Below are 26,884 nucleotides of genomic sequence, written 5' to 3' on the forward strand. Positions count from 1 at the left end.
CTTTTTATGTCACCGAAGAATCCCTGCTAATTTTCGTAAATATCTTTTGCGGAATCTAGCAATTTTATTGCGGTATCATACAATATACTGTACCTCATATACTCAACTTTTCTAGATTTGCTTTTTCAGAACATCTTTATCTTATTCCTTGATATTATAGCCACATGCATATCAATTAGCTTTTTACGCTCATCTATAAACTTTGCATTTCCTTTTGTACATTTAACCATGTAATTATCAATATTTTGGTATACGTCGAAAGATTTGTGGTATACTAGACCAATCCTTTCCAGAAATGTAGAGATATCATTTGAGATAGGATGATTGGTATCTGTAAGCTGTTTTTGTGCAATCAGTACTGAAGTGTACTCCTGGCTCGTTATATTCAAGGATAAGATGTAATCGTCATTTTCCAAATAGTACACTCCATATTTGCCTGCTCCAGATCTAACAAGCACTCCAGCTTGCAATAAGTCATCCTTATACCTTCTAACTGATCTTCCATCAACCCCAAGGATTTCAGCAAGATCTTTTATTTTTGTCGTACATAATAAACACATTTATCTGCATATGTTGTTTAGCCCATAATTGACAAAATCCCAGCAGGACTTCCAGCTAGGATTTTTTTAAGCACTCTATTCATTCTTCAAATATGTTATATAGATATATTATGTATTAGCCATACTAAATTTTGCGGCCATAATAATAACCTCAGACATGTTTATTGAACCATCTTTATTTAAATCATTGGCTTCAACATATTTGTTATCTCCCCTTACTGCATTAAAGGTAGATGCCAAAAGTATAACATCAGCCATATTTATAACTCTATCACCATTTAGATCGGCACTTACCAAACCTATTGGAGTAGGAGTATTTTTTATTTCTATTACTTCAATATAGTCAATATTCGGACCACCCTCAGCCGCCAATGAAGCAGCTATAATTGTATTAACCCCTTTATTTAGGAGAATACTTGTGCTGTTTATGTTCCACGTCGTCCATGACCCGGTTGGATTAAAGTCCATACTGTCAATTATTTGTGCCCCATTAACTTTAATTTCCAAGGGCCTATTACTGGCAGTACCATTTGCATATTTAAAATTAAGTCTGACATTACCGTAGGCTGGAATATTTACAGTCCATTCGATATAGCTTCCTACGACACCATCATAGTTTACATAGCCCGTACCTGAGTAACCTGCATTCTTAGTCTCAAATACCGCTTGATTGTAAGAGGCATTTTCAGCCTGATAAATTGTATATCCTGACTCATCTGCAGGTTTATGTGTTGCTGTAGGAGTTGGTGTAGGAGTTGGTGTCGAAGTTGGTGTTGCAGTAGAAACCGTAAACGGGTTCCAATTATCAGTACCCTTTAATATATTTTCCGCAGTGAATTCCAGAGCCTTGGCATCGGTTAATTGCCTTCTTGTGGAATTGACTACTGCTCCAGGGCCTGTATTTTTGTATTCGAAAAATCTGGCATTTTCAGGCAAATTACCGCTCATGGTAGTCCAGCCATTCTTATTAATATGAGCTCCCAAATAGCATGCTTTATAAACCACATAAGCATCCGGACGCCAAGGTCTTCCCAAATACGTTGAGTTTGTTGGTGCATCACTTGTTAATCTGCAGTTTACAAACAGGTATCCATAATTAGATATGTCGGTACTTGCAGCTGTTACATAACCGCCTCTTACTGTTGAAATAATTTCACAATTATCAAATACCGCTGTTGCCCCTCCAAATATGAAATCAGTATCGCCCACTATTTTACATTTAATATAGTATTGCCTGCCTCCATTTGCATATAATGTGTCCTGATTGCCTGTAAAAATACAATTTCTTATTATATTTCTGTCGCCTTGGATGTAGGCCGCTACAGCCTGTTTTCCTGTAGTATTTGTGTTTTCATCAAATGAATTTTCAAGCATAATATTTTCAAGAATAGAATTCTTGCCATAAAGATAGAATGATGCTGAACCTGATGTACCATAGATAGTTCCGTCTGGTTTTGATTTTCCAGCATAATTCCCATAGGTGATTATAGTGCCGGTATTGCTTTCTCCAATCAGATAAATATTATCTTTTCTTATAGTAACAACTTCCTCATAAGTTCCGTTTTTTACATATATAACCACCTGTTTTGTATTGGCTGATGGTACCGAATCTATGGCAGCTTGTACAGTTCTAAAATTCCCTGATTTATTTACAATGTGATAAGGGGGAGTTAACTTGAAAAAGAAATCCATATTATTTCTCTTACTAGCCTTTATGGCTTTCACTCAATGGCAATTTATAAGCTTTGCCGATGGTGCACCGAGTAACAAAAGTCAGGCTTTGTATAAGGCAATAACCGGCGGTTATGGGCATACTGCAGCATTAAAAGAAGATGGCACTGTTGTTGCATGGGGCTGGAATGGAAGCGGCCAGTGCAATATTCCGCAAGGTTTGACAAATGTTAAAGAAATCAAAGCCGGTCATTCGTTTACAGTAGTATTAAAAGAAGACGGTACTGTCACCGCATGGGGCGATAACTATTATAAACAACTTGATATCCCGAAGGGACTAATAAAAGTCAAAGCTATAGCTGCCGGTTACTACCATACCGTTGCATTAAAAGAAGACGGTACTGTTGTGACTTGGGGTTACAATTATTCTAATCAATGTACAGTTCCCGAAGGGCTTAAAGATGTTAAAGCTATTGCGGCAGGCTCCTATCATACCGTTGCATTAAAAGAAGATGGTACTGTCACCGCATGGGGTGATAATAACACTAAACAATGTGCAATTCCAGAGGGGTTAAAAAACGTAAAAGCTATTGCGGCAGGAGACTGCCATACCGTTGCACTTAAAGAAGACGGCACTGTTGCTACTTGGGGTGCAAATTTTGAAGGACAATGTAATGTGCCGGCCGGCTTAGCAAATGTTAAAGCTATTTCTGCTGGACGAGGACATATGGCAGCATTAAAAGAGGATGGTACAGTTGTCGTCTGGGGTGATAACAGTGCTGGTCAATGTAATATTCCTGATGGATTGACAAATGTTAAATCCATTGCAACCGGAGAAAGTCATACTGTAGCACTAAAGGAAGACGGCACTGTTGTTGCCTGGGGGGAAAATGGAAGAGGTCAATGTAATATTCCTAAAGGATTGACTAACGTTAAAGCTATTTCTGCCAACAGTAGCCTCTCTGCAGCACTAAAAGATGATGGCACACTCATTACTTGGGGTGATAACTTTCATGGTCAGAGTTCTGTTCCTGCATGGCTCACTAATGTTAAATCAGTTAGTTCCGGTTATTACCATACAGTCGCTACAAAGGAAGATGGCACAATAGTAGGATTTGGCAATACGAGCTTTATCATACCCTATACCGGTTCGTCTAGCAAAATATCAGGCTTTGTATCCCCTGATCTTAAGGATTTTCCTGAAAAATCAATACTTAAGGAAGGTTTTAAAGCTGAAGTTATGGGAACGGAAATCAGTTCTATTACCAATGATTATGGAAAATTTGAAACTTCCGGTGTTCCAGAAAGTACAAAGGGATATACAATCAGACTTAGTAAGCCTGGATATCTAGCCAGGGAAATTTTTGTTGAAAACTTTAGTGCAAGTATAGGATCAATAGAAAACCCGGTATTATTATGGGCTGGAGATATAAATAATGATAATACAATTAATATGTACGACATTATGCAATTAGCTAAAGCATTTAATACAACCTCAACTGATGAAAACTTCAATTCTGTATGTGATTTTAATAAGGATAATTCTATAAACATGGCTGATATATTAATTGTGACAAAGCATTTCAACCAAAATTCCAAAGATTATTCGGATAGATAGGCTGTAAAAAGGCAAAAGACACAGAGGTCAGCCCAATAAAAGAACTGACCTCTTTTCTATATGAAAAGTGTTTTAATCTTACATCCGTTACAAAAGAATGTAAAGATTATCCACTTTTAAGCTGTATAAAAGCTATACTGGAACTTCACGCCATTTATTATTTATATGGTATAAATGTTGAGAACTTATTATTTTCTTCATTTGTCTCTTTAAGATTGTCTCCCCAGTCAATCATGCCTGTTACATAATTCATTCCATCCGGTACTGTTCCAAAGGCCGAGAATGTTCCGCTATAGCTTTCTCCTGGAGCAAGGGAACGGTTGATACCTAAAATCCCCCCTCCTGCAGAAACATCACCTGCATCATTAAAAACATTATTTGCTGAGTAAAAGTGCTGTATCGACACGTTAAAAATGCTTGGAATTATTTTTATACCATTATTTTTTATTTTATACGTATAGGTTACCTGTGTCGGCGTTTTGGAAATTACTTCAACATCTGTGATTTGAAGATCATCCAACAGCTCTATGGTATATGTATTATTCGTTTCATCTGCTTCTTCCTCAATATTGCATGAATCTATCTTTAGCAGCATTTTGTTCATTCCGGCCGGTACTGCAGTAAAAGAATAGAATGTAGCTGTAAAACTTTCACCGGGAGCAAGGGAACGTTTACATCCGAGTATACTTCCCCCTGCTGGCATGTCCCCCTTGTCATTATAAGTGCTATTGGCAGAATAAAGGTTTTGAATAGATATGTTGTAAAGGTCGGCTACCGGTAAGCAACCGTTATTTTTTATAGTGTAGGTGTAACTTATTTTTTTGTCTGATGTTGATGTTATATGAGCATCAACAAATACCAAGTCAGGTCTTAATGATAATACTTGTGTATTGTTGTTTTCATCCGATTCGTCGAGTACATCTGCTGCATCCACTTTAAAAATCAGGTATTTCATCCCTTTAGGTATTTTTCCCGACGCAAAGCAGGTTCCAGTATAGCTCTGACCGGGAGCGAGCGAACTTTTTATATCAAGATTGCTTATACCTGCATCCGCATCTCTTGCTTCATCAATATCAGTATCTTCTGAATAAAAGTTATGTATAGATACATTTTCAAGGCTTGCAATTGTATCTATGCTGTTATTTTTTATTGTAAAGGAATATCTTATGGAGGTATCTGTGCTGGATATGATCACTGCATTTGAGACAACCAGATCCAGTTTACCCGCTGTATTAATTCCTGAGTTACTCATTACTGTCATAGAGTCAGTTCCACTAGATGCTGCAGGCTTTAAAGAAGCTGTTTCAGTAACAAAAACATAGAGCAGCGTAAACAACAACAACGTAACGAACAAAGTAAAAACGAAAGAAATCAAATTTTTTGTACGCATTTTACCACTCCTTAAATTTTATTAATTTATTAACTTAACTGACACAAATTAAAAAGAATCTTTAAAAATAAAGCATACTAAACCTGCTTCAATCTTATATTTGCAGCACAAATAACCCATCCCCTTTATAAGTTATATTGAGGCACACAAATAAATAGGTTTATCCACTTTTTACAGAGGTTGAAAGATTCTTAAATTTGTATTAGTACCGTTTGAAAATAACACACGATGTAATACGTTCGACAACTAAGGCTTTAAGGCATTCTGCCATAGACAATTAAAATGAATAATCTCTTTATATGATAAACAAATGTAAATTTGTTTTTTAATTTTGACACCTATTACAAACATTTAATTATTATTTCATTTGTAAATCCTCCTAAATTATATCATATTAATACATATTTTGTAAATAGCCATTTGGATATTTAATATTTTTTTGTAAATTTTTGTGAGCTAATGTTCTAATATTATTACCATCATATAATTTAATTCACAAAATTTTAACACAAGACTTATTGTTACATTTATAGTATGGTGATACAATATTACAAAATATTACACAATATCCCGGAGGACATAATTATGAAAAATACTATTAATAAAAACAGCATTTTTAAAAAAATAACATCAGTATTTATTGTATCTGCATTAATTGGAAGCATGCTTCCGGTAAGTGGAAATGCTCATTGGGGTCCCAAATTCAATATGACTTGTAAAGATGCTATTAACACAAAAATTGCAGTATTTTCCGACCCCCATTATTTTGCACCTGAGCTTGGCACAACAGGTTCGGCTTTTCAAGCTTACCTCGCACAGGATAGAAAGCTCATAGCTGAAAGCAGTGCTATTTCAGCAAGCATGGTTAAGGAATTAAAGAAAAGCGATGCTAAAATCGTTCTTATAAGCGGAGACTTGACAAAGGACGGCGAAAAACTTTCTCATCACCAATTTTCAAAACTATTAAAGGGCCTTGAGAAATCAGGAAAGAAGGTTTTTGTTATTCCGGGAAACCATGACATCAACAACCCGGAATCCAATTCATATTCAGGCGACAAGGCTACTCCGGTTGAAAATGTCTCTCCTGAGCAGTTCAAGAAGATATACAACAGCTTTGGTTATGCAGAAGCCATTTCAAGGGATAAAAACTCATTGTCCTATGTTGTTGAGCCTGTATCTGGATTAAGGATAATAGCAATGGATTCGGCACTTTATAATGAAAACGAGGGTAAACCCTCACCTGTTACAGCCGGCAGACTTAATGAAGATACATATAAATGGATAAAACAGCAAATAAAAGCTGCAAAAGCTAAGGGAAAAACCGTTATAGGATTTATGCATCACGGCCTTCTTGAGCACTTTAACGGGCAAACCCAATATTTTGGTGAATTTGTAATAAACAATTGGGAAAAAACTTCGGAAGAGCTGGCGGATTTAGGCATGGAGGCTGTATTTACAGGACATTATCATGCACAGGATATTTCCAGCAAAACAACAGCTGCTGGTAACAAAATATATGACATTGAAACAGGATCTCTTGTTTCTTATCCATCTCCGTACCGTATTGTTGATATTACAAAAGACAAAATGACAATCCAGTCCAAGAGCATAACAGATATAAACTATGACACTAAAGGTGCCCCATATCAGGATTATGCATACAATTATCTTAAGACCGGCTTAAAGGATGTTTTACCTTTGATGTTTACAACCCTAATCATGAAGATGAATTCGGCAATACCCAAGGAACAAGCCTATATACTGGCAAAACAGGCAGCAGATACTCAGCCTGCACCACAGCTTACCCCTATGACTATAAAGGATTTGTTAAGTGATGCAATGATATCACACTACAAGGGAGATGAAGAACCCAGTCCTCTTGCAAGTGCAATTGCCCAGGGGATGCTTGCCTCCCAGGACCCAATGACAAAGTCTTTAGGCTTCTTACTAAGTTCGGCATATTCAGATCCATCTGAAAAGGACAACAACTTAGAGATCAAATTTTAATAGAATTGTGGCGTGGTATACACCATAATTTCCTAGACATTCAAAAAATAACTTCCGCTACAAATTTGGCTCATGTGTTGACTTAACTCGTCAATAGCCTCTTAAAAGCGGAAGTTATTTTTCATTTATACCTTAGCTTATATCCCTTTTACTAAACCTCACAACAGCAAATACCAGCAATCCTACAAGATAAACACCTATGTAAACGATCATCCATATGCTTGGGGATGTGGCACTTGAACCAAGCCCTCCTGTCATAGGATTTGAAATAACAGAATCGGAAAAAATCACAGATATCATCTTTCTGTATATCAAATCAAATGGAGATATAAGACTTGAAAGTATTCCGAATTTGTAAAGGCTGCCATTCTGTATCATAGAACCTATTTGTTCCATCATGCTTCCTATAAGTCCAAGAATATATATTGCAATGACGATAACGCCATTTGTCAGTGTCTTAAAAACAGAGCTTCCGAATATGGATAACGATAATATGGCAAGGGGCTCCAATATAAAAAATCCCAATCCCTTTACAAGCCCTGAAAACTCCATTATATCGGCTACTGGCAGTCCTTGTGCTTTTGGAATAAACACTATAAGGATAAATAATAGTGCTGCGTATGTTATTGATAGAATTCCAAGGCCAATATATTTGCCTAGCACGTATTCATAACGCTTTATGGGTTTTGTTATTATTGAATGGATTGTTCCGTTCTCAACTTCCGAGGATATGGAACTTATTGAGGTCATTATCGTGAGGAGTGCAACCAGCATGCTGGAAAAATAGAATCCCAGTACCGAAATTAACTGTGATGCTACTCCATAAATCTGAGTAACGTCATGCATTGCACCGTTTTTCATATCTTTTGCAAAAATGTAGATGATTATTGTGAAGAGGAGAATATATATAACCGAAAGTGCTCCTATCAATAATAACAGTTTCTTTCGCAAAGCCTCCTTAAGCGTAGTGAAAGCTATTGTCATCATTTACCATCACCACCTTCTATAAGGCTTATAAATTTACTTTCAAGATTTGTTCCCTGAGTTTTCAATCCGTAGAGTTTTCCTCTACCGTTTATTATTATGGAAGCAGCATTATGAACATCTTCCCTGCTGTTTATTTTCAAGCTTATCCTTCCGTTTTCAGATACCATTTTGCTGTCAATTTTCTTAAGCATTTCAATAACCTCATTGCTTAAATCTTCTGCATGTATGTGCAAAACCTCTTCTCCCTTTAAGAGCTCCTGCATATCTCCTTGTACAACTACTGTGCCCTTGTTGATTATCACTACACTGTCACAAACCATTTCAACCTCACTTAAGAGGTGACTGTTCAACAAAATGGTCTTACCTCTGCTTTTAAGGTCTGTCATAATATCCCTGACCTCTTTTCTGCCTATAGGATCAAGGGCTGAAGTGGGTTCATCCAGAAATAGCAGATCGGGATCCGGAAGTAATGCACTGGCAAGGCCAAGACGCTGCTGCATACCTTTACTATAAGTCCCCAGCTTGTATTTTTCATGTCCTGTAAGCTTCACCAGAGACAAAACTTCTTTCATTCTATCTTTTACATTTTTCTTGTCAAGTTTATACAGGGAAGCATGAAAAGACAGGAGATCTTCCCCTGTCATCCATTCACCATATTTAAAATTTTCCGGTAGAAAACCGATTCTCTTTCTTACTGAAATATCATTTAAGGGTTTTCCAAGGATGGTGGCTGTACCTGATGTAGCAAACAGAAGCCCTGTCATAATTTTTATAAATGTGCTCTTGCCCGCTCCATTAGGGCCAAGGAAACCGAATATTTCCCCCTTCCTCACCGATATTGAAATGTCTTTGCATCCCAGCTTCTGACCATAGTATTTTGTGATATTTTCCGTCTCAATAACCATCATTACCTCACCGATTCAGCAATTTTAATTAATTCGTCCTTGCTCATAGAACCGCCAATCGAATACAACACTCCCTTATTATACCATACAATATTGGTGTATTGTGAATCGGAACTCATCACATATCCCTTTGCACCATTAATACTTATTTCCTGTGATTTTGAATCAATAACAGGAATGTACAGTGTATTCTTCCAGTCCCTCGCATCACTTAACTGCTTCTTGATATTTTCCGGTATAATGGGCATGGATAAAAGCGAATTATAAATATCATCCGGATTTACCCCTTCCGGTGCTTTTATTTCAGGAACTTTAGACAACCCAAAATCAAATCTGTCTTTTGTTTCATTGTTGTAACTTGCATATATTGCTCTTGGAAAATCAACCTGAAATGTTTTTCCATCCAGGCTATCGGGCAGAAGCGTTTTTGTTCCGAATGTTTTAAGAACCTTGTTTATACTTGGAACATTTAATGTAAATTCCATGCTATAGGGATTTACAGTTGATATCTGAGGATTTATTCCGTAGGATTCATTGGGAAAAGCTGCATCTATATCCGTCAGGGCTTTTGCTTCTTCAAGGTTTATATTCTTGTGCTCTCCGCCTGTTGTCTTGATTTTACCCATATTCTTTAGGTCTATCTCAGCATCTCTTTGCATCATTTGTTCCTTGATATTCCGAATATCATCAAGGGTTATATTGATGCTTTTTACATCATTCGCCCTGAATATCAAAAGCGTGTTTGAGATGGCAGCTCTAACAGGCTGAAAAGCCAGTGATGATGTAAGAAGTACTGCAGCACATGCAACAGCAGCAATTTTTTTATTTTTTAACATAATCTTAGACACTCCTTTTTTATTTTGTTTTTTAACATTGTTCTCATTATAATCATTGCTTTTTACTTGAATAGGTCTCTCACTTTCATTAACAGTATTAACCCTTTCATACATATTATCCCTGTATGCCTTAATTTTCATAAATGCAAAGTCATCATTTGCCTTTAACACGCTCAATGTCTCTGTGCATTTTTCACACTGTCCAAGGTGCTGTTCTAGCTGCTTCCTTATGTCAATTTCCAGTTCTCCATCTATATATGCCTGTAAAAATCCATTATCCTGACACTTCATATAACTGTACCTCCCTTTACATACTTTTCCTTAAACTTTGCCTGAGCCCGGGCAAGAATCGTCCCTACTGAGGATTTTTCCACTTTTATTACTTCAGCTATTTCATCATATTTATAGCCTGAAAACTTCATCAGCAAGCATACACGGTCTCTCTCGGGAAGTGAATCCAGTATCTTTTTTGTCTGCCTGATATCATAATTCATTATGGCAGCATCCTCAATGGATATCACCTTATCCGATTCACCTTCATAAATAACCGGCTCCTTGCTTTTTCTAGAGTTTTCATTTCTTATATGGTTATAAGCCAGGTTGTTTGCAACCATTGAAAGCCAGGCTACTATATTTGAGTGCTGGGGAGGTGCATTATAAAGCTTTATAAAAGCTTCCTGCGTCAAATCCTCTGCGGTTTGTATGCTTCCGGTTATATAAGCAGTGTGCCGAAGTATCACATTATAATACTTTTCATAAATGAGTCTGAAGTTATCAGATACATTTTTAAATCCGTTAATCTGACTTTCCATCGACATGCTTATGGCAATTCACCCCAATCAAATTAGTGTACGTACAATTTAGATAAATTTATCTCAATAAGAAGTATTAATCACTCTATCTATAATGTTAACACTTAACTAACTGATTTTGTGACAAAATATTTTTTGTAAAATTTCCAAGTTGCGGTGCAGTATACACCACAATTCCCTAGACGTGCAAAAAAGAGGCAAATTTAAATCTGCCTCTTTTTAATTTGTAGGAAATTATACAATTTTATTCTTTAAATAAATTTACTAAAGTGACCTACAGCACTTCTCTCAAGCTGAAGGAACTTTGATTTGCCAACCTGACTTAAGGCTCTACCCCCTGGATCAGGTTTCCAGATTGATAAACTGTAATTTTATCAAAGTCTGAATAGGTTCTGCTTACTCCATCAAAGGAATAGTCATTTGTCTGTGTGTATGGGGGGTAATAGTCTTTTGGGTGAAATCTTGCCAATACTTCTACATATTCTCCAGGTTTTAAAATTGGAGTGGTCGTCTGAAAACCTACTTCCAGGTAATGGTCAGCCTTTTCGAGAGGTACAGGCATCGTTACAAAAGCACTAGTAACATTTGGACTGATAGGAGTCCAGTCACATACAAATTCCTGAGGTTTATTGTTATCAATTGTATAATAGTAGCGAAGCTTTAGAGTATTTAGGTCAACATTTTCCGTGCCCATATTCATAATCTTGAATGTTGGTGCTATGTTATTGTTAACTTGATCTGTAATCTGGTTATAGAACTGGACCTTTATGGATGATTTTGCATAGCCGTATACATTGAAGTCCCATAAAGAATATCCTGATGTCAATGCCCTGGAAGTGCCATATACCCTAACATATCTGCCGCTTACAGAGGACAATTTGATATCGTCTATTCCTCCATCGCCTGAAGTTGTTGAATATACCTCACTCCATGTTGTTCCATTATCGGACACCTGAATCCTATAAGCTTTTGCATGGCAGTCTGCTGCCCAGTTAAGCCTTACCTTTACAATCTGGGAAACTCTTCCCAAATCCACATAGATCCATTGTGGATCGCTGGAATTGGATGTCCATCTAGTAGAAGAATTGCCGTCATTCGCTTTGCTTGCATTTTGTGTGCTATTAGGTGATGAACTTGCTGTTATTGCTTTGTTAAGTGCCAAATCATTGGGCATTGCTTCTGTCTTGAATGTTAAGGCAGTACTGGAAGCCAGGACGGTTCCGCTGGAACCCTTTGCCTTTATTGTAACCGAATACTGGGTATTAGCTGACAGGCTGTTTAATGTAAAGGACCTTGAATTAGTATTATTTATTAATGTAGTACCCAAATATAAATCATACGATGATATTCCAGTTATTCCACTTGGGGCATTCCAAGCAATAGATGCAGACTCAAAATCCACTCTGGTCACGTAAGGTATGAATTCAGTACTTACCGGCTTACTTGACGGGGAAGCAATAAGTCTTGCCCTAGGCACAACTTCCCTTGCCTGGGATGTGCTCTGCCATTCAAGCTTTATACCGCCATTTCCGTCAGTTGCGTATTCAACAATGATGTCTGTGACTTTTCCAGCTGTAAGCTTGATCACTCCGCTGAAATTGCCGGTACCATCCATAAGGAATTTTCCGTCAACCCAAACTGATGCTTTTCCGTTTGGTATTGTCACATAGAATGTGTGATCCTCAGAATATCTTGGAAGGACTTTACCTGACCATCTTACTGAATATGTTGAATCCTGAACCAATCCTCCTGCAGGCGGTGTTTTCATGAAGTCAAAGTTGATTCCTGGATCAATTGTTTTAAACCTGGATTCTGAGAAATACTTGTTTTCAAAGTATTCTGCCATCAAACCGTTTGATGTCTTGTCATAACCCTGTTCATAGTAAGGAGTATCCAAGTATGTAGTGTACTTTAATCCTTCAACTATATACTGAAGTGCATATTTTAAATTAGTACCCGGATCAATATCACCCAATGCACCGGTAAAGCTTGTTCCGCTTTTTGCCAATGGAATTTCCTGCCTAGGATCAGTTAAAAGTATTGCTTTTGCTGCTGTCGGGGCTACGGATACTCCCTCCACATTAAAGCTTGTAACTGTAATATCTAACTTGCCTGTGGCTGGATTTCTGGTTAATATAACAGGTATGGTTGATGTCTTGGGAATAGTTGACTGATAACGAGTACCTGTTTGTGGTGTGCTTATACTTTCACCCCCCGTACCAAATGTAAAGTAGTAGGATACATTGGTTCCGTCAGAAAGCTTTCCTAAAGGCACTTCCCAGTAATTGGTATTCTTGGTCATATCTACAGATGTACCTGTTCCACCGGCTACACTATATGTTACTTTAAAAGTAGCAGGATTGAATCCGTTTGTTGGGGTAGCTCTAAGATATACCATATCATCATCTTTTACAAATAGACTTGTAGTAAAAATGTCCGATGTTGATGTTGGATTTTTATATTGAACTATATACTCATAAACAGGTGTTGTAAATGTTGTACCAGATATTACATAATTAAACTGGTATTTGATTTTAGAGTTATGGTTTACCATACCTACATCAATGGACCATCCGTCGGTTGTTACAGAAGGAACCCTTGATAATGCTGTGCCATTTATCTCAAGCTTCGCAATCTGTAATGAAGTTACATTTTTACCTTTTACATTGATAGTTACGTTTCTTCCATTCAATGTTACTTGTCTCGACAAATCTTCTGTAGTTATACCATTATTCACTACATAAACAATGATCCTTTGGGAAACCACTACATTGGATGATATATTAGCCGATACCAGATATTCTCCGGGAACTGTAGCTGCAGGAACAGAAATATTGACACTTGAGTTGGGAATATCTGCAGTAGCTATTATATCTTTACCTGAAGTTGCAGTAAAGTTTTTACCATTGTTTACAATCCTGATTGCCACTGACTCTCCAGGATTTAAGAAAACCTTAATAGGATCTGTATCAAAATTGGTCATTGATCCGGCACCGAAAATTTTGATGGGAATCAAAGGAGTTGATGACTGTCCTCCTGTAGTTGCACGGACACTTCCTGATGTAGTACTTGGAGGCACTACAAATGTGAGCTTGTTGCTTCCATCCCTTGATACGACAGCAGCTGATTTTGGACCTAAAGGAGTTACAATTTCAACGGTCGTTGTTGAATTAAAGCCTTCACCGTATAATGTAACCTGATCTCCACTGTTTGCTTTGTCGGTTGAAACAGAAGATGTACCAACTCCTACAGCATTATCGGTAACAGTAACATTAAGGTTTCCAAGGTCGCTGTAAACACTGCCTGTCATACTGCTGGACATGCCAGCACCTTCAATAGCTACAGTTATAGGCCCTGCAACCTCTGTATCCGGTACAGTCACTGTAACCTCAGTTACTTCGCCCATGTTTACGATAGTTTTATTGAAGTTTACTGTCCATCCAGCAGGCTTAGTCTTGACTCTTAAGGATACTTTTCCAGCATATGCAGTTTTTGAATCCAGCTTAATGTAAAATTTGCCGCTAGTTCCCTTCTGTACCTTGCCTGTATCTCTGACCTTGACCCATGAATAACTTGGATCGGTAATTTTTATCTTTCCATTTGCTTTTATGGTGTCATCATACCATGTCGTAGCTGTGGCAAGAGAAGTACCTACTTTCACTTCATACTCTCCAGGAGTAAAACCTTGGGGTATGGTTGCTGTGAGTCTTGCCTTACCGCTTTCATCTGCTACAAGTGCCAATTCAGTACTTCCTAAGTATACCTTGTTTCCCTCCAAAAGTTGTTCACCATATACATCTAGTTTTCCACCTGTCAGTTTGGAAAATGTCTGAGGATATACTTTAGAGATCTTTAATGGAAGAACAGAAAAACTATAAGGTATGGATATGGTTTTGTAATCATCAGGGTTGCTTGCATTTGAAACCCTAATAATTATATTGTTTGTCTGGCCTGCTGTATAATCCTTCAATTTGATGTTTGAGGTCAAATTGAATTTAATTTCGCTTGCACCTGCTGCAACATCGATAATATCCTTCTGGAAGGATACATACGCCTTTTGGTCATTGCTATCGACAGATACCAGCACCTTGCCAGCAGCCGCTGCATTGATTGTAATTTTTCCTTCAGCAGTACCCTCAATAGGAAGGCTGATATTTCCTGCTACTCCATTGGACAAACCGGATACTATAACATTGGAATTTCTTTGGAGCCATACTTCAACCTTGTCAGACTCAGGTCCCAAAGTTATATTGTTAGTTATTGTTTCAAAGCCAAGAGTCCCGCCAAAGTCGTATACAAAGCCCTTGCTTGGGTCATTGTACCTGTAGGGAACTATATAAACCAGCATTTTTACAGGCTTCATTGTTCCAACATTGCTTACAACCGACATATACTCTGTAAACTGACTGAGTCTTATGCTGGTCATATTGCCTATGTTGATTTTTCTTGTACCTTTTTTCACATTATCAACATAACAATCTGCAAATACCATATACCCGTCAGCAGTCTTGGTTGTGCTTGTAAATGCCACATCAAGGTTGTATTTGTAATCAGGTGATGATCCGTATGCTGATACTACAGCACTCAAATTTGTTACCTTTTTCATTGTTGTGTTATTGATATTAAATGTCTTAATTGTACCATTCTCTGTGTAATCATCTCTTGAAGCAACATCATACAAATCGGTTCCAGGAGCTCCAAGTGACAAGCTGCCGGTTTCACTGAATATGTTACCGTCAGTACTGCATGTCACCTTGCGGACAAACTCAGCAGCAAGGTTGTAAGAGCCACTTCTCATTATGCTGACGTCAATAGCTGCAGTAAACTTGCCGTCGCTTCCGATTGTGAATTTGGTTGCACCTTCTGTCTTGTCATTGGTGTTGTTTGTAGCAACAAGTCTATCGCTTGGAATAACTTTATCGTTAGCATCCTTTGGACCTGTTTTAAGAATAAGATTTACTATTTCTGTTCCTTCATAGAGATTAATCTGACCTGAAACATTTAATTTGCCTGTTCCTTGATCATATGAAGCACTGTTTATTTTTAACGATGATTCATTCATCTTTGTGATAAATGTAACTGCTACAGGTTCATCGCTTCTAGCCTCAATTATCCAATCTCCTTTTTCAGGGTTGGCAATTGCAAATAATGTTGATACCCCCATTTGTCCCGTTTCATTACCGGCATCATCCAATCTCTCTGTTTCATTTACTTCTTTACTGAATCTTTGATCTGTTAGAGGAATAAGAGTTTTGTTACCATTGGCATCCACATAATAAATTGTCAAAGAAGGCTCGTTATTGAAAGTTGCAGCTGTAAGAACCATTCTTTCAAGGGAATCGGCATTTGTAAACTTGACTCTTGTTCCCTTTATTCCATTTGCTTCGGTGAATTCTTCAATAATAGGTGCTGCTGATACAGATGCTGCTGCAAGTATTGTGCTTGTAACCGGAAGTCTTACAGCAGGTGCAATATCTGATGTTTGTGTCTTTATACCAAGGGAAATATTTGTGCTTATACCGGCAGAAGCTTGTACTGTACCGGTTGAGTTGGGCTGCGGAACATAGATATTGTAGTTTGTAAAGAATTTGAGTCCTCCATCTCCCACAAAAGCCGACATACCGCCTAGTATAGGGAAGCTCACTTTGACCTGGAACCCTACTTTGCCGTTTGTAAATCTTCCAAATTTACCGCTTAGGCCTTCAAACCATATATCATTCCTTGGAATCCTAAGTCTCCATCTCCAGATCTTCTTGTTTAAAATAGCTCCTCTGTCAAGTCTTACCTTGACGCTGCCTTCACCGCTTATTGAGGTACTTCCGTCATATTTGTAAACATACATTATTACTTTTCCTTCAAGGCATAATACCCTGACCTCTGCACGAGCTGCAAATATTTCATTTGCATAGGCCACACCTGCTTTTGCTTTTACAAAGCCTTCAAATATAGATGCACTTGCATCCATTGCAAATCCCCAGTTATTAAGCTCTACCCAAACGTCTGCTTCAGCCTGAAGTACCTTGCCTCCTGAGGTTCCATCCACAAGACCTAATCCCATGGAAACTATTTTAAGGTTTTTACTTCCTCCAAACATGAAGCTGAAATCGCCGGGGAAATTATCAGGCAAATCACCGCTTGTAAGGCTTCCTCTTATCTTTTTAAGGCTTAAGCCTGTTGTGCCAAGTGGTATTGCCTTGTTCAACGTTAATTCGAAGGAAGCTTCTTTAACTATTCCAAAGAAGTTGTCGCTGTATTTTTGAACAGTGAGGTTTCCTTCTACTGCTCCAAGTCCCGGAATTGTAATACATGCTCCGCCGCCGAAGTATGAGTAAACCCTGCCTGTTTCATCTCTTTTTTCTTCACCGAATCTTGCCTTCAGGTTTGTTATTCCAATTCCACCCAATGACAATTCGGGAATGGTCATTTCTGCTCCTGTTATGGATACTCTGTCGTTCGAGATATAGACATCCTTAAGTTCCACAGAATAGCCGCTTGAGACTGTAGCAGAAGCACTGGCTATTTTAATGCTGAACTTTTTATCGCTATATGCCATGGAAAGATTAACAAGGGTTACTTTTATGGCATTTAATTCAAATACATTGTATACGCATGCACCAGGCAATGAAACATTACCTATTGAAAAATCCCATGAACCATTGGTATAGCCTATAGTCAAGCTTGAAGCGGCTATCTCCATGTTTTTCTCTTCATCTTTCAAATCTGCAGCCTTATAGTACTTCAAGCCGCCAAAAGTCGGTATTTTTAATGATGGTTTGATTATTGTAACAGCATTATTGTCAAAATCCAGTGTAAGACCCTTTGCCTTAAACTCAATGCCTAAGTCAATGGATATATCGCCATTGTATGTGGCACCGTCGCAGCTTACCTTTACTTTAGGATTGGACATATCTGCAACATCAAATGCCAAATAGCTTATCTGGATGTTTGAACCCTTAAGGGAAGGTATAACCGAATCAATATTGCAGGTTACTGTTTTTGCAACAATATTCATTGAATATACGCCTGTAGCAGCATTCTTTGTGACACTTCCTGATAATCCTGTGATGCTTATGAGATTGCCAAGGAGATTCATTGTATTGCCTGTACTTACATTAAAGGAACTGAGTCCGTTTTTTGAACTCATGGTCAGGCCTACATCACATGTAAGTCCAGGTGCGTCACCAACCTTAGGGAAGTTTACACTCACATCCGTTGCTTTTACTGTCCAAAGGTCAGAAGCATCGTATGCCAAGTCAATTTTACCGCTTGTCCCTGTGGTTACAATCATGTTTCCGCTAAATAGACTTACACTGCCGGAGATTTTTCCTTTAATAGCTTCTATTCCGCCAATGGGGTCTGTTAAAAAATTTTCATTCAATGCAAACTCAGTAATAAAGAAATTGACATCTCCTGCACCAGGAATGTTTATTGTTGTACCAACATTTTGGAATGTGAATACAACTTTTTTGGGGGATTCTTTTGTGTAATTGCTCCATACTTCGTTTACAAACTTGAAACCAATTTTCATATTAGTATCAGTTGCACCTGGTTCCGGAAGTGGATTTAGCTGTATATTGCCTATCTTGATACCATTTCCATTTGGTATCGTAACCTGGGCCCCTGCACTGAATGTACCGTCCGTTGCAATGGAGAAATCAGCATCTACCAGTGTATGTGCATCATCCGGCAAAACAAATTTACCCTTGAAATTGACGCTGAAGATACCGTTTGCATCCACTCCACCCGATATTACCGCACCGGGCTTCAACTCCAAACCATTGTAGATTTGTATGTTATTAGTGCCCGTAACAGTTATTGTAAGCTCAATAGCTTTGATCATATCAGCAAGTTTTGTTGCATTTCTATTGATGATCAATTTATTAAATGATGTTGAAATTGGAGGAGTGTTGCTTGGCCTTAAGCCTTCAATAACACAGTCTTCTTCAAAACTTATTTGCAATGAAGTTGCTGCAATCTCATCCTTTGTGATCGAAAGGGATCCAAAGGATATTTCGGCAAACTCCGGAATCTTAAGCTTAATCCTAGCATCATCAAGAGCAGATACATCAAAACTATAATCTGAGTATTGATTTGTGAATATATCATAAGTCAAGCCTCCGCTTATTAAAAGTTTGCTTATTTGATCATATTCAGCATAACTCTTTGATACCTCAAGGAAATTATTTAAAGGAAATGTACCTGCTGCCTTTACAATAAGCTGTGTATCCTTCAAATTCAGCTTCAGGTTTACAGCATGGCTTTCACCTAAAATATTTAACATTGTTTTAGGTGATAACGTAATAGATTCATCACTTGCGAAAGATGCATCAATATTCAAAGTATAATTTGCCCAATCAAATAGTTCTAACTTTGCAAGTTCAAATTTTAATCCGTTTAAGGTAGCGTAGGACGAATCATCATATATATCGCTTTCATCAACATTAATTTCAAGTGTTGAGCTGGTATTTGCTGAAAGCAGCTTTTTAATCCGATGCCATCCGTTATATTTGTAAACATTTCCGGTAATCTTTGCAACGAAATTAGCCGATACCAATTTACCTTCACTTGAATATTTTGCTTTTGCAGAAGTGAGCTGTAAATTGTCAAATATAACATTTGACGGATATTTTATAATTTTGCTGTTTAATGGATTGGTCTCGTCGTATTGAATTTTGAAGCCATTATAAGATATCAGTTTTTGCTTGTAATAGGTTGGGTCCAATGTGGCCTTTACTTTTAATTTTGATAATGACATTGGTCCCCCTGTATTCTTAAGCACAAGCAGAATATCATTCTTGCTTCCAGGCATCAAATATTTTTTGTCAATTGTCATTGTTCCAACACCAGGATGAACTCCTGTTGCAGCTTTTCGTCCATTTATATATACATTTACTTCATCATCAATACTTATTGCACCTGTTCCTTCATTTACAAGAATCAAATTTAAAGCATTCTCAGGAACATCAATTGTTGTCTGGAAAATGAACTTATCTCCTGCTGATGCACTGGGCGTGCTGAATGCACCTTGCCATGGCTCCCAGTTGTAATCAGTAGGAGTAGCTCCGGCTGAAGGAGCTGGTGTCGGTGTAGAAGTCATCGGCTTTATAATCAGGTCGTTTTCATCAATTGTGACTTTAGTAGTAGATTTGTTCCACACTGCCGCAATATCCTGTGTAAGCCCTGTAATGCTTATTGCCTTGCTCAGTGTTTTTTCCTTCAAAGTTGCACCAAGATTACAGGATTCATATACACTGTATGAATAATCTCCTGTTGCCATAGCTGAAGAAATATTTACTATCCATGAGCACATCTTGATTTGTTTATTCCCTATGGTTCCTAAATTTACAGTTACAGGTGATGAAGTAGTAAATCCTGATGGCAGCTGGAGTTTTGCCACAGTATTTGTAACTTCAGTGCCCGATGAAACAATATTCTCCAGGTATGCAGTAATTTGTATACTGTCCCCGGCAATAGCATCATTGGGACCTGTAACTGAAAGAGCAACAGGCTCGGTCATTTCTTTTAAGAAATCCCCCAGGCCATAATATGTAACGAATTCCCGACTTTGACCAGGCTCAATGGTCTTCTGATTCCACTGTAATGTTACAGCAGTATCACCACCATCTCCATTAATGATACTTCCATTAGGAATATAATCCCACAGAACCCCTCCTGTATTTACTGATGACCAATGAACAAATTGGATTTTGTCAGGCTTAACCACTGAAGCATTCGGCGATATAGTCCCCTGAGCAAAAAGACCTGTATTATTTAAATCATTAAACACTTGCCAATAACTCGGCACATTACTTCCAGTAAGTTCAGAAGATGTGTTAACAAAACCGACACCTGGGACTCTAAAAGGTGCTTTATCGTTACCCTCAATCATAGTGTCTATCATAATCCTGGTTCCAATATTTTTTGAAGTTTGTCCCTGATTTGTAACAACATATTTAATTTCAATGGTGTCATTTTTCTTGGTATATGTATTGTAAACCAGTGTAAAAATTTGCCTGACATTTATATCCTCAGCAGAGATATACATATCTGTAGTACTGATGTTATTGGAAAACGTTGGGGAACCGGTAAAAATATAATTTGTTGTGCCGATTCTGATTGTTGTTATTGATGTGTAAGTATTGTATGATGGCTGAAATATTAGTGCTTTACCATCTGCTGTTTGAGCTTTAAACCTTCCGTCAAAATTCACATCAACCTTTAAGTAATTATTGTATATACTTCCGCTATCAGCTGATACTTGTACCGAAAACATTAATGCGACTATGAAAGCAATTAAAAATACTATTCTTTTCATCTAACATTACCTCCTTTCTTTTTATTCTATAGATCTGAATCAATACAAGCTTCTGACGGCTTGTACCCCTTTAATACTTCCGCAGTCCATTTAATACTTCCATCAGCGTTTTTTACATATTGATATCCTGTTGGCGTCTTAACAAGTTCAGCATAAAGGGTTTCAGGCAAACCATTAACGGTTTTGATTGAAACTGCTAAAGGCCTGTCAGCAGAAAATCCTGATAACCAATGAAGGATAAATTGCTTATAAACATTTGCTGTTTTGTCAGCTCTTAAGGCTTTGACCTCTTCCATAACAGTATCCATCTGTATTGTAGCTCTGGAAGATTGTGATTCTCTCATGAGTTCGTCAAAGTCATCCAGATTCATATTATTTAATTCATTTGCAAGATATTGATGATTCATGGTTTTGGGATCTACACCATTTTTGACAGGCAGATTAATGATCAAAAATTTATCTGGAGGTTCTGATGAATTAAGATGGTATTTATAAAACTCATACTTGACTATGCCCGGTGTTGAATACCAGTCAAATCCTACAGTCCCCATTTTACCGGGAGTAATTTTAAAATCGTCACTATACTGGGGCTGCAATTTATACATTCTATATGTAGGATCATTCGATGGTTTACTTATGTCAAACATGGTATCCTTCAAATTATCAACACTAACAATAGCGGTTGAATATGCAAATTCGTCAAAACCCTTAAACCCCTTCTCTTTAAGATCTTTAAACATATACATATTACCTGTAGAATTTAGGTAGGAATCTAACATAGGTCGTTTTTGAGAATATTTAAAAAATTCTTCAGGAATTTTTATAGCTGAATAAGATATCTGTGAGAATCCGAAAATTCCTTTAATCTTATGTGCTGTATTGGCGGTAAAATAATTGCACCAATCGGGTGCACTCTCCTGGTTTATAACAAAACAGCTTCCCTGGTATATCCAATTTGTAGTGGAATTATTGGTTAAATCAGTTTTAATAAATACACGCTCACCGGCATCATTTGCAACAAAAAAGCTTTTGTTGCTGTGAGTGCAGAAAAACAAAGTATTTGATTTAGCATTGTGATAGAAATTCTTATCTGTTGGAATATGTATTGCAGTGTCAACAGGTGGAGGTGAAGATGTTGGTGTACTGTTGGACAATGTAGCATATTTCTCAAGCATGGCTTTAAATTTCACGGTCTCAGCACTTGTACTAAATTCAGTCAATGACCAGAATTCTGCTGTTTTCTCCGATGGTTCCCTGGTGCTTTTGGTATATTTGATTTTTGCTATTTTAATCATCGGGTTTTTTTTGGCAACCTTTTTGTCAGGAGAAATCTTAAAGGCCAGAGTATCACAATTTGCCGGAAGACTGTCTATATCTGCCTTCACGCCTTTAAACACCTGCTGGTCAATCTCGTCTTCCCTGTCATAAAAGGTTAGCTTAGTATATCTCATTTCAGCCAGATTCACCTGCATCCCTCTTACAATATCATTTGAGGCACCCTGGACATATACCTTTACGGTAGTGGTTGTTCCGCTGGTGGTAACTGTATGTGCCGGTAAGGTTCTTGGTGACGGTACTGCTGATGGAAGTGGTGAAGCAGCATCCCATGGTATAACCTGGATCTCACATCTGGTAACTGATGACGGGCAGGTTATGGGTGTTGCAAAAGTGTAAGTAATTGGTGTTTGTGTAGGTTTAGGTGTAGATACTATTAGAGAAGTTGGTGTTGAGGTTGCAGTTGATATAGAAGTTGCAGTTGGTGTTGGTGTAGCGGCAAACGTCCTAGAACACATTATTAAAAGCATTACTGTAACAAGAAACATAAAACTAAGATAATGTTTCCACTTAATTCTTAACATTTTCTTTCCCCCTTTTTATGAAATTAACAAACAAAAATAAAGCCTCATAAATGCTCTTTCAGCCCTCCTTTCGAATTGGAAATTCTCTAATTCAATTCCCTTGTCAAATTATATAATACTTTGTACTAGCACTTTGTCAGTACTTCTTAGCACTTTGTCATAACTTTAGAAAATAATTACCGACAAGTTCATTACTTCTTCCTAGCTGAACAGTAATGAAGGGTTTAGCGGAATTTGCGATAGACAAATGCAATAGATTTATTACTTAAAATCTAATCAAAGGAACAGGTTATGGTATTATATGTTTTCCAATTCATTGCAGTCGGTGAGAGATCCCAGAGGTAATTCCATATGAAGTGAAAAGCCTTGATTTTCATCTAATGAGCCATAATTTATTTTTCCACCCAGCTCGTGACACAGACCTTCGATCAACTGCAATCCTTTATGGCATGCAAAATCATCAAAGCCTTTTCCATCATCAGCTACAATCATATTCAAACTTGACAGACCCAACTGCAGAATTATATATACAGTCTTGGCTTGACGGTCAGCACATGAATTCTCAAGTAGTTCACGGCATGTAGCATAAATTGCGTATCGGATATGATAGGGGATATATTTTTCTTCTCCCTCAAGATATATTTGGACATTCATACTGCTCTTTTCTACTAATAGCTTTTCAAGGGTTTTAATAAAGATATCGTTTTCAATTGATTTATTCTTCTGATAATATATCGAGTCTCTTATCTCATTTAACCCATTCTTTGTAGTCTGAATCATTCCTTTTAAATTTGCTTCAATATTGCCATCATTGCTAATGATTGATTTTCTGCATATTTCCGTTATCTGCAAAATGTCTTTGAAAGTATCTTCAATAGAATTATACAGCTCTTTTAGTATCCTGTTTCGCTCATTGGTTACGGCAATCTCCTCCATCATAAGTGATTGTCTCAAAAGTTCCTCATTAGCTTCCAAAAGATTTTTGTTCAAGGATGATATTTCATTATTTTTGTATTCCAGTTCCGCATTCAGATTATTAATTTCTGTTATATCTGAAAATACTATAATCCTTGACAATAATTGTCCTTTTCTATCTGAAATATTTTGTATATCGACTTTTAAAAATTTCATTATTGGCTTATTAATATTTAAAATAGAAGTATCAAGCTTATATTTTAAGTGGAGTATAGAATCAAGTAAATGTCTGGTTTCTGGTGTTTGCAGGGATATTTCCTTAAGATGTTCTACAAGCCCGGAGACTTTTCTACCTTTCTTAAGCACATCTTTCTTTGATATAAGATGAGCAAGTGAATTGTTAAAGCTTACTATATTGGAATCTCTGTCCAGTATAAGCACACCATCATCCATTGAGTGTATCAATGAAGAAAAAGACACAGGAACAATGCTAAAAAAATTGTAGCGTAAGGAACCATAGAAAAAGAAAAAGGATGAAAAAAGAACAAATAACAAAGGCTTTGATTCAATCTTCCAGTTAAATATAAGCTGTAAAATAAGATTCATTAAAAATATTGCAGCTATTAAAACCAGGAAAAACATTTTTTGTCGTATCCTATGTTTCTCATTGTATTGCTTTTTGGCAAGAAGTATTAATCCCGCGACAATATAAACCACGATAGTAAAAGATAAGGCGTAATAACCTGGACCAAAGCTTCTTCGGTCATTATGAGGTACAATATACATAAACTGATGAAAATAGTTGGTTATAAGTAACAAATAAAAAATACCATGAGGAATAAAAAGCCGGAAAATATTTTTACGTTTCTCAGCCCACTTATTTTCAGTAAGAAACAAACAGAATATGAGCCATCCAGGCCCCATCGTACAGATTCCCAAATATGAAAACCATAAAGGACCAAAACGAGATAAATGAGTACCTGAATATGAGGTATTTTCAAAGGCAAGTCCAATTGTCCAAATAATCATCGACAAGTTCATGAAAATGTAGCTTTTAAGAATATTGTCCCTTTTAGCATTATGATAGACAAAGGATATCAAAAAAAAGCCTATAAAAATAGTTATAACTTGTGATAGTGCTGAAATTTGCTCAGGGTTCCAAAGATCTTCAGGAGTTTTGAAGCTCCACTTATAAGGACAAAAGAAATCTTTGATTTTAAAATACTCTATAAGCTTCATCGCTTTGACTCCCTTCTTATAGGTATTTCCGCTCGCACAATAAAACCTTTTTGTCTTGATTTATCAGATATAAACGATACTTCGCCGTCAATTTCCGATATTCTGTATTCTATTCCCTTTAATCCAATGCCCTTATAAACCAAATCACAGCCAGCTCCGTCATCAGCAATTTCAAGTATTATTTTTTCACTTTCTTCTTCAATTGAAATATATATGTTTTGAGCCATTCCGTGCTTTAAAGAGTTGTTGATGGATTCCTGGCATATCCTATAGATATTATGCCGTATTTTGTACTCCAACACCTCTACATCTGTATAGAGTTTAAGCTGAATATCTATGCCTGACTTTCTATAGGATTTAAACAGCTTATTCAGAATATCTTTAAGGGGCTGCTGCTGTATTAAGGTATCCTTATCATTTACTGATGAGGTTATATTAAAAAGCAGTTGCTTTGTGGTACAAGCCATTTCTTCCAGTACATCTAAAGCTTTTTCCCTGCGGTTTGACAATAAAAATGCATTCGTACATCTTGCAAGTGCAAGGTTACTGGTATAAGCCTGGCCAATAGTATCATGCAGCTCACTTAATATGCGGCTTCTTTCTCTTGTTATGGCAAGTTCTTCCGCCATAAGAGTATGTTTTAGAATTTTTTCATTTGCATTTTTCAACTCCATATTTATTTTTTCAAGTTCACAATTTTTTTGTTTCAGCTTTTGATTTAAATCATGAATTGTTGTAATATCATTAAAGGAAATCAATTTTCCAATTTTTCTGCCTTTACTGTTTAATACGTTTTGAATTAATACAAAATACCATTTATCATAAGGAGTATACACATGAATATTGCCGAGCACGTTTTTGTCTATATCCAAGAGCATTGAATCCAGTATATTCTGGTTTTCCCCATCCAAAACCGTTGATTGCCCCAACTTTTCAACAAATAATTCTAAAGGGTCGGTTTCTTTAATACTTGTCACACTTCCAAAATTGCTCATAAATGAACCGTTAAAGTTTACAACTATATTTCTTCTATTTGCTATAAGAATGGGTTGATCCATATTTTGCACAATTGATGCGATTGACCTTGGAACTATGTCAAAGAGTTTGTAATTGACTGAAACATTGTACAAAATTAAATGATAGCCTATAAGCAAAAAAAACGGCACCAGTTCAAAGTGTCTAAAATAAAAAATTCTAAAATAAAAGGAGATTGGCATAAAAACCAATACAGCTGGAAAAGCAATCCTCAGTTTAAAAGAAAAAGCTGTATTTATTAAAAATCTAATTATTAGTATAATATTGGCCAAGAGCACATAAACTCCACCGAGAGCCAGTATAAAAAGGTACTCGGCATTAAAACGCATTTCACCGGAGTCATAGGGCTTTATATATAGCAAATCATGGAGCGGGTTGGTCACTATGAGAAGAATAATCAAAACTGGGGGAATTAAGGCAATAGCATTAATTCCAGAAACCTTTTGTTTATTTTCAGATGAAATACAAACAGAAAAGACTAACCAGGAATACCCTATAAAACAAAGGCCGGTATATATAAATAAGCTTGATAACAAAGTATATATAAATATACCATCAGTCGACAGTTCAAGTAAGAATCCTGCTGATAATAATATTATTGATAAAGGTAAAAACAATAAACTAAATTTAGCCTTGCTGCTCTTTGTTTTGAAATATAAATCACAAAATAATGCAGAAGCGTAAACAAATGTAATAACCATAAGTATATAGTTTATTAAATGATCCGGCATATCA

General features: G+C 36.9%; 13 protein-coding genes. 2 read left to right on the forward strand and 11 right to left on the reverse strand.

The window, feature by feature from the left end; all coding sequences use genetic code 11:
• Window positions 1-125: 125 nt before the first annotated feature.
• Complete coding sequence (locus tag VIO64_RS03370; RefSeq protein WP_331915149.1) at window positions 126-560, reverse strand: hypothetical protein; 435 nt, start codon at window positions 558-560, stop codon at window positions 126-128.
• 108 nt (window positions 561-668) lie between these two features.
• The gene (locus VIO64_RS03375; RefSeq protein WP_331915151.1) at window positions 669-2,252 is read right to left on the reverse strand and encodes a pectinesterase family protein; all 1,584 of its coding nucleotides are present in this window, start codon (window positions 2,250-2,252) and stop codon (window positions 669-671) included.
• On the opposite strand from VIO64_RS03375, the gene VIO64_RS03380 reads away from it, so the two are divergent.
• Complete coding sequence (locus VIO64_RS03380; protein ID WP_331915153.1) at window positions 2,236-3,849, forward strand: dockerin type I domain-containing protein; 1,614 nt, start codon at window positions 2,236-2,238, stop codon at window positions 3,847-3,849. The genes VIO64_RS03375 and VIO64_RS03380 overlap by 17 nt on opposite strands.
• 157 nt (window positions 3,850-4,006) lie before the next feature.
• On the opposite strand, the gene VIO64_RS03385 is transcribed toward VIO64_RS03380, so the two are convergent.
• Window positions 4,007-5,239, reverse strand: a complete 1,233-nt coding sequence (locus VIO64_RS03385) for a CARDB domain-containing protein (RefSeq protein WP_331915155.1) — start codon at window positions 5,237-5,239, stop codon at window positions 4,007-4,009.
• A gap of 585 nt (window positions 5,240-5,824) precedes the next feature.
• Here VIO64_RS03385 and VIO64_RS03390 point away from each other — a divergent pair.
• Window positions 5,825-7,246 (forward strand): metallophosphoesterase, encoded by a 1,422-nt coding sequence (locus VIO64_RS03390; protein WP_331915157.1) that lies wholly within the window; start codon window positions 5,825-5,827, stop codon window positions 7,244-7,246.
• A gap of 132 nt (window positions 7,247-7,378) precedes the next feature.
• Here VIO64_RS03390 and VIO64_RS03395 read toward each other — a convergent pair whose 3' ends face one another.
• The 8 genes from VIO64_RS03395 to VIO64_RS03430 form a co-directional block, all read right to left on the reverse strand.
• A complete protein-coding gene (locus VIO64_RS03395) occupies window positions 7,379-8,233 on the reverse strand; it encodes an ABC transporter permease (protein ID WP_331915159.1) in 855 nt (284 codons plus the stop codon).
• Window positions 8,230-9,138 (reverse strand): ABC transporter ATP-binding protein, encoded by a 909-nt coding sequence (locus VIO64_RS03400; protein WP_331915231.1) that lies wholly within the window; start codon window positions 9,136-9,138, stop codon window positions 8,230-8,232. Before VIO64_RS03400 ends, VIO64_RS03395 begins: the two co-directional genes overlap by 4 nt.
• A 2-nt stretch (window positions 9,139-9,140) precedes the next feature.
• Window positions 9,141-10,265, reverse strand: a complete 1,125-nt coding sequence (locus tag VIO64_RS03405; RefSeq protein ID WP_331915161.1) for a DUF4367 domain-containing protein — start codon at window positions 10,263-10,265, stop codon at window positions 9,141-9,143.
• Window positions 10,262-10,792 carry a sigma-70 family RNA polymerase sigma factor gene (locus tag VIO64_RS03410; protein ID WP_331915163.1) on the reverse strand — a complete coding sequence of 177 codons (531 nt, stop codon included), beginning with the start codon at window positions 10,790-10,792 and terminating at the stop codon, window positions 10,262-10,264. Before VIO64_RS03410 ends, VIO64_RS03405 begins: the two co-directional genes overlap by 4 nt.
• Before the next feature lie 316 nt (window positions 10,793-11,108).
• Window positions 11,109-21,101, reverse strand: a complete 9,993-nt coding sequence (locus VIO64_RS03415; RefSeq protein ID WP_331915165.1) for a discoidin domain-containing protein — start codon at window positions 21,099-21,101, stop codon at window positions 11,109-11,111.
• A gap of 26 nt (window positions 21,102-21,127) precedes the next feature.
• Window positions 21,128-22,960 carry a hypothetical protein gene (locus tag VIO64_RS03420; RefSeq protein ID WP_331915167.1) on the reverse strand — a complete coding sequence of 611 codons (1,833 nt, stop codon included), beginning with the start codon at window positions 22,958-22,960 and terminating at the stop codon, window positions 21,128-21,130.
• Window positions 22,961-23,257: 297 nt separating this feature from the next.
• The gene (locus tag VIO64_RS03425) at window positions 23,258-25,114 is read right to left on the reverse strand and encodes a histidine kinase N-terminal 7TM domain-containing protein (RefSeq protein ID WP_331915169.1); all 1,857 of its coding nucleotides are present in this window, start codon (window positions 25,112-25,114) and stop codon (window positions 23,258-23,260) included.
• The gene (locus VIO64_RS03430; RefSeq protein WP_331915171.1) at window positions 25,111-26,880 is read right to left on the reverse strand and encodes a histidine kinase N-terminal 7TM domain-containing protein; all 1,770 of its coding nucleotides are present in this window, start codon (window positions 26,878-26,880) and stop codon (window positions 25,111-25,113) included. Before VIO64_RS03430 ends, VIO64_RS03425 begins: the two co-directional genes overlap by 4 nt.
• Window positions 26,881-26,884 lie beyond the last annotated feature (4 nt).

Source organism: Pseudobacteroides sp., from assembly GCF_036567765.1.
GTDB lineage: Bacteria > Bacillota > Clostridia > Acetivibrionales > DSM-2933 > Pseudobacteroides.